General features: G+C 52.0%; 6 protein-coding genes. 3 read left to right on the top strand and 3 right to left on the bottom strand.

Annotated elements, in window-relative coordinates; genetic code table 11:
* The coding region (locus HRU10_03320; GenBank protein ID NRA26262.1) for an IS110 family transposase at positions 1 to 501 on the top strand (501 nt) is incomplete at its 5' end.
* Here the strand turns inward: HRU10_03320 and radC are convergent.
* The 3 genes from radC to HRU10_03305 form a co-directional block, all read right to left on the bottom strand.
* Complete coding sequence (gene radC, locus HRU10_03315; protein ID NRA26261.1) at positions 486 to 1,256, bottom strand: DNA repair protein RadC; 771 nt, start codon at positions 1,254 to 1,256, stop codon at positions 486 to 488. The genes HRU10_03320 and radC overlap by 16 nt on opposite strands.
* 95 nt (positions 1,257 to 1,351) lie before the next feature.
* Positions 1,352 to 1,747: a translation initiation factor gene (locus tag HRU10_03310; protein NRA26260.1), complete on the bottom strand. Its 396-nt coding sequence runs from the start codon at positions 1,745 to 1,747 to the stop codon at positions 1,352 to 1,354.
* Positions 1,740 to 1,973, bottom strand: a complete 234-nt coding sequence (locus HRU10_03305; protein NRA26259.1) for a hypothetical protein — start codon at positions 1,971 to 1,973, stop codon at positions 1,740 to 1,742. Before HRU10_03305 ends, HRU10_03310 begins: the two co-directional genes overlap by 8 nt.
* Positions 1,974 to 2,136: 163 nt before the next feature.
* On the opposite strand from HRU10_03305, the gene HRU10_03300 reads away from it, so the two are divergent.
* Both HRU10_03300 and odhB read left to right on the top strand, forming a co-directional pair.
* The gene (locus HRU10_03300; GenBank protein NRA26258.1) at positions 2,137 to 4,914 is read left to right on the top strand and encodes a 2-oxoglutarate dehydrogenase E1 component; all 2,778 of its coding nucleotides are present in this window, start codon (positions 2,137 to 2,139) and stop codon (positions 4,912 to 4,914) included.
* Between the two features lie 21 nt (positions 4,915 to 4,935).
* On the top strand, positions 4,936 to 6,159 hold the full coding sequence (gene odhB, locus HRU10_03295) for a 2-oxoglutarate dehydrogenase complex dihydrolipoyllysine-residue succinyltransferase (protein ID NRA26257.1): 1,224 nt from the start codon (positions 4,936 to 4,938) through the stop codon (positions 6,157 to 6,159).
* The last annotated feature ends 19 nt before the right edge of the window (positions 6,160 to 6,178 follow it).

Genomic DNA, 6,178 nt, shown 5'->3' with positions numbered 1-6,178 from the left:
TGGCGACTCATGGGTGTGCGTCACCGAGTCGCCTTTGGTCTGATGGCTATGATTGGCAACATCCACCGCTTCCCCACCGCCAAAAAACTGGTGGGATACCTTGGGCTAGCACCGGGCAAAGTCCAATCTGGCAACAACGTCCAAGGCTACAATCTGGGCATCGGCAAAAAGGGACGTGGGGACCTCCGCGCGCTACTTATCCAATCAGCCCAAAATGCACTAAATCAACGCAAATCCCCTCTGCACCGCTGGGGCCGGAAACTAGAGATCAAAAAGAACCGAAACATAGCAGCAGCTGCCGTTGCGCGGAAGCTAGCAATATCGATCTGGCACGTGCTGAAAGGACACTATACGTCGCTGCTGGAGCTGGACTCTCACCTCGAGACAAAGCTTGAGAAGCTCGCGACGCTTCTTGGAGGTGAAAAAATCCAAGCGCTTGGCTACGCCAATCGCACCGAATTTAAACAAAACTATTTCAAGGAAATTCAACAAAACACTTGATTGACCGCATACCCGTAATCTGTGGTCCAGGAAAAATTCGAATTCCTATGGGATAACTGTGAAAAAGAATAGTAACGCAAACCCGCGATCGCGTGTTGAGACTCGCCGAGAATTACATGATCGACCAGCTCGATCTGCATCACTCTCGATGCTTCACGCAATTGACGGGTTATTCTGATGTCTTGTGCGCTGGGTAGAGGATCACCACTGGGGTGGTTATGAGCACAGATCATCGCTACTGCTCCGGCGCTGACTGCAGCACGAAACACCTCGCGCGGATGAACCAAGCTCGCCGTAGCAGTTCCTGACGTAACCTCCTCGATGCGCAACAGTCTGTTTTTACGGTTGAGTAGCAATACATAGAACTTTTCGACTTCTAAATGCATTACTCGGCTGCGCAAGACACGCCACACGCTATCGGGCGTATCGACCGTGGGCAATTCCGCGGCTTGCTCAGCTGAGACACGACGTGCGATCTCCAAAATTGCGGCGAGCTGCACAGCTTTCACGCGGCCGACACCAGCGTAATTCAAAAAATCATCGCGACTGCGCGTAAGCAGTCGAGCCAGCGATCCTGCATCGTCGACTAAGTTCCTCGAAAGGCTGAGCACATCAATATCCGGTGTTCCACTGCGTAACACTAGAGCCAACAACTCAGCATCAGAAAGCGCCTTAGCTCCGAGGCTTTCTAAACGTTCCTGAGGGCGCTCGTGGGTCGCCATCTCTTCTATGCGCGGAGCTACTTCGTAATTCATCTCCAGTGTTACGCACGGAGTATTTTGATTTTCTAAATCAGCCAGATTCCAAAGCTTTCACCCATTATCGTATACTTGAGGGCTTAAAAGACTCTTTAGCCGCCAGCGCGCACCACGCGGTATCCCTTATCTTCAAGCCAAGGCTGAAGACGATCCCGGACGTCTCCCTGAACCTCGATGGCCTTACCTTTTACCGCCCCCCCAGCTCCGGTGAAATTTTTCATTGAACGCAACGCGTCCTTGGCACGGTTTGCAAAAAAATCAGGCTCAAAACCCGTGAGTTCAGTGACAGTCTTCCCCCCCTTGCCCGCTGTCAACCGGCGCATCTGCACTTGGTGCCTGGGTCCCTTCGCCTTCTTCGGCACTGCGTTTTCGATAATGGGCGACATATCTCCTTTAGGCAGCCCAACTGAAGATAGACTTCCAAAAGGATTTTGGCCCAATTCTGCGCCACTGCCCGCAGTGGAAATTCGATTCTTTTTCTTACCCATGGTTTGCCTCAGTCCATTCAGGATGACGCTCTATCCAATCCCAAGCTTTTACATAACTGCGTCGTTGTAAAAAATGTTCTAGCTGTTCTGGAAGCTGCCCTGGGATTTCTGTGACACGATCCAAAAGTTCCAAAGCTTCTGCGATGCTCATTTCATTCACTTCTTGAGGAAAAGCCATCCGCTTAACGGCAATTTTAATGGGCGATCCATTTGTTGTATTAGACATTTTAATTAATTAGATTTGCTAATCATTGGAGATTTTAAATTTTTACGACTTATAAGAATCTTAATCCGTCTGACTTCCCTTGTCACCTGTCGACGTGCATCATTACTTCCCGAAATCGGGATGAGAGGTCAACCTGCATCCACAGCTTAAAACTACGATGACAATGAAAAACCTAACTTTCGCGGGTCGCTGGAATGCGGACGTGATCGACGCTCAGTATCAACAGTGGCTCGAGAACCCGGAATCCATAGACCGGGAATGGCAGATTTTCTTTGAAGGCTTCGAGCTCGCCTCTGGCAAATCTGGTAAAAATGGTGGATCGACCCTCGACGACGGGGAATTGACGCGCGCTCCAGCGGCGACGGATTCGGATCAGCCGAACGTTGAGCCCAAACTACAAGCACGCGTTATCGGAGCTATCTACGCGTATCGTGACAACGGTCATACACAGGCAGCAATCAATCCACTACATGAGCCGGTTCCCAACCCACGTCTCACACTCGAGCGACTCGGTTTTTCTCAAGGGGATCTCGGGAAGGAATTCGACACGGGCAACTATCTGGGCGGGGTCACCATGCGTCTGGATGAAATTCTTAATCGCCTGAATACTACTTATTGCGGGCCCATCGGTGTAGAATACTTGCATATCCAAGAGTCCCCCAAGCGTCGCTGGCTTCAGGGAAAGATGGAACCCTCCAATAACATTCCCACATTTTCTAAAGAAAAAAAACTACGCGTTCTAAAGAAGCTCTACGAAGCGGAGATCTTTGAAAAATACCTCCACACCCGTTTCGTCGGCCAAAAACGATTCTCCCTCGAAGGCGGCGAGACTGCCATCAACAGTTTGGATGCCATCATTGAAAGCTTCCCCGAGTTTGGTGGACAGGAAATCGTTATGGGGATGGCCCACCGTGGTCGCCTCAATGTCCTCGCAAATATCATGCGAAAATCCTACCGCTTTATTTTCAACGAATTTAGCGAAAATTACATCCCAAATCTCAATCACGGCGACGGCGATGTGAAATATCACCTAGGTTATGACACCGTCAAAACCACTTCCTCTGGAGCACAGGTCGAAATACGTCTCGCTGCCAATCCATCGCACCTCGAAGCGGTGGATGGTGTAGTCCAAGGAAAGGCGCGTGCGCGGCAACGCATTCGGGGGGACATTGAACGCAAGTCAGTCGTGCCTATCTTGATCCACGGCGATGCGGCAATCGCCGGCCAGGGTGTGGTCGCAGAAGTTGCGAATTTCTCCAAACTCCCAGGCTACCGCACCGGCGGCACGATCCACATCGTTATCAACAACCAAATTGGCTTCACCACCGATCCTCGCGACGCCCGGTCCAGCCGGTATTGCACCGACGTGGCAAAGATGATTGAGTCGCCCGTGTTCCATGTGAACGGGGATGACCCATTGGCCGTGCTCTACGTATCTGAACTTGCCCTCGAATATCGCCAAACCTTCGGCGAGGACGTGTTCATCGACATCCTCTGCTATCGAAAACACGGACACAATGAGTCGGACGAGCCCAAGTTCACGCAGCCAGTTCTTTACAAAAAGATCGGTAAGCAAATGGAGAAGAGTGAGGTCTTAGCCCAACAGATGATTGACGCTGGCGAGCTTACCAAAGCCGAAGCTGGGCAGATACGGAAAGACTTTGAAGATTTGCTCAACCAGGAGTTCGAAGAAGCCAAAAAGTCTGAACAAGCTAAGATCTCCGGATCCAAGCTTTTCGGGTCCACCGCAACTTATCAACCCGAGTATAATTTCGATCCCGTTGAGACCGCACCCAATCTTGAGGAATTCACACATGTTGCCAAAGTCCTCACCACCGTTCCTGATCACATCAAGGCAAACACTAAGATAGCCCGCCAGGTGAAGCAGAAGTGGAAAGCCTTCGAAGAGGATAAGGGCATCGACTGGGCCTATGCTGAATCTCTCGCCTTCGGGACTCTCATGATGGAAGGCACCCCAGTCCGCCTCTCAGGCCAAGATTCCGAACGGGGCACATTCTCACAACGTCATGCTGCTTGGTATGACATTGACACGCGCGAGCGCTACGTTCCCCTCCTCAATCTATCCGACAATCAGGCGCAATTCTGCGTCTACAATTCATTGCTCTCCGAAATGGCAGTTCTGGGTTTCGATTATGGCTATTCGCTCGACTACCCAGAAATGCTCGCAATGTGGGAAGCCCAATTTGGTGATTTCTGTAATGGAGCACAGGTCATCATCGACCAGTTTATCGCCAGTTCGGAGTCGAAATGGCAGCGCGTCAGCGGATTGGTGATGCTCCTTCCCCACGGCTATGAAGGCATGGGACCTGAACACTCCAGCGCGCGTTTAGAACGTTTTCTCCAGCTCTGTGCCGAGAAAAACATCCAAGTCGCCAACCTCACGACCCCTGCCCAATATTTCCATATCCTGCGGCGGCAGATGAAGCGTAGTTTCCGTAAACCGCTTGTCATCATGTCACCCAAGAGCCTCCTGCGCGCGAAGGAGGCAACCTCGGAGATCAAAGACTTCACAGAGGAGATTTTTCACCCCATCCTAGATGACCCGACTCAACCGAAAAATGCCGAGCGCCTCATCTTCTGCTCCGGCAAAGTCTACTATGACCTGGTCGCTCATCGGAAGGCGTCGGGGCTGGAGAAAAAGGCAGCGATCATTCGCATAGAACAACTCTACCCACTCCACACTGTAGAGCTGAAAGAAATCGCGCCTGGGTATACCCAGGCAAAAGACGTAGTCTGGTGCCAGGAAGAGCCGAAGAATATGGGGCCCTGGACAGCGATCGAAAACCGCCTAGAGGTCTCACTCAGTAAACGTCCGCGGTACGCCGGACGTAAACCGGGTGCGAGCCCGGCAGTCGGCTCGCTCGCCGCGCATAAATTGGAACAGATCCATCTCATCAAACAGGCATTTGCCGATCTATAATCTTTCAAATCGCACCGCACTATGGCTACCGAAGTAAAAATCCCTGCAATGGGGGAATCCATCACGACCGGCATCATTGCCACCTGGCAAGTCCAGGATGGCGATAGCGTCGAAGCCGGCCAAATTCTTTTCGAACTGGAGACCGACAAGGTCACCTCTGAGGCTACAGCCGAGGTATCTGGAGTGATCTCCTTGAAGGCCGAAGAAGGCGACGAAGTGGAGATTGGCCAAGTCGTGGCTGAGATCGATGAGAGCGCCGCCGACACGCCTAAGAAAACAGCTCCAACAGAAGAAGCCGCACCCGCGGAGGCATCATCTGCTGCCGAGGCTGCTCCATCAGGAGATAAACCCATTAGCCCGGCGGTTCGACGCATCGCGAGTGAGACCGGAATCGATCCTTCCACCGTTCCTGGAACTGGCAAAGATGGTAGAGTCACTAAGGGAGATATGCTCGCTGCCGAAAAGGCCCCGACTTTCGCACCCGCACCCGTACCCACACCCGCAGCGCTGGCGACACCCCCAGCCTCTCAGGCAGCGCCCACTGGCGAACGTGTGACACGCAAGAAGATGACAGCCCTGCGCCGCAAGATTGCCGAACGCCTGGTGTCCTCACAGCAAACTGCAGCCATCCTCTCGACTTTCAACGAAGTCGATATGAGTGCAGTCATGAAATTTCGCAAAACGCATCAAGAAGCCTTCGTAGCCAAGCACGGCATCAAGCTCGGCTTCATGTCTTTCTTTGTGAAAGCCGTAGTCAACGCCCTCAAAGAAATCCCCAATATCAACGCTCAGATTGAAGGCGACGAAATGGTCATGAACCATTACTACGATATCGGCGTCGCCATTGGTACTGACCGTGGCCTAGTAGTTCCAGTGGTGCGCGACTGCGACGCACTGTCATTTGCAGGTATTGAAAACGCCATCAAGGACTATGCGAAAAAGGGACAAGCTGGCAAAATCACTATCGATGATATGCAGGGCGGCGTATTCACCATTTCCAACGGAGGGACCTATGGCTCGCTGCTTTCCACCCCCATCATCAATCCACCACAGAGTGGCATCCTCGGGATGCATAGTATCCAACAGCGCCCGGTGGCCGTGAACGGTCAAGTTGAGATCCGTCCGATGATGTATTTAGCCCTCTCTTACGATCACCGTATCGTCGATGGCAAAGAAGCCGTCACATTCTTAGTGAAGATTAAGGAGGCCATTGAGGATCCCACACGTCTGTTATTTGACCTGTAAAAATGATGCTCGCCGAAGC

It is taken from the genome of Opitutales bacterium (genome assembly GCA_013215165.1).
Classification (GTDB): domain Bacteria; phylum Verrucomicrobiota; class Verrucomicrobiia; order Opitutales; family JABSRG01; genus JABSRG01.
This window is presented reverse-complemented; position numbering and strand designations above follow the sequence as displayed.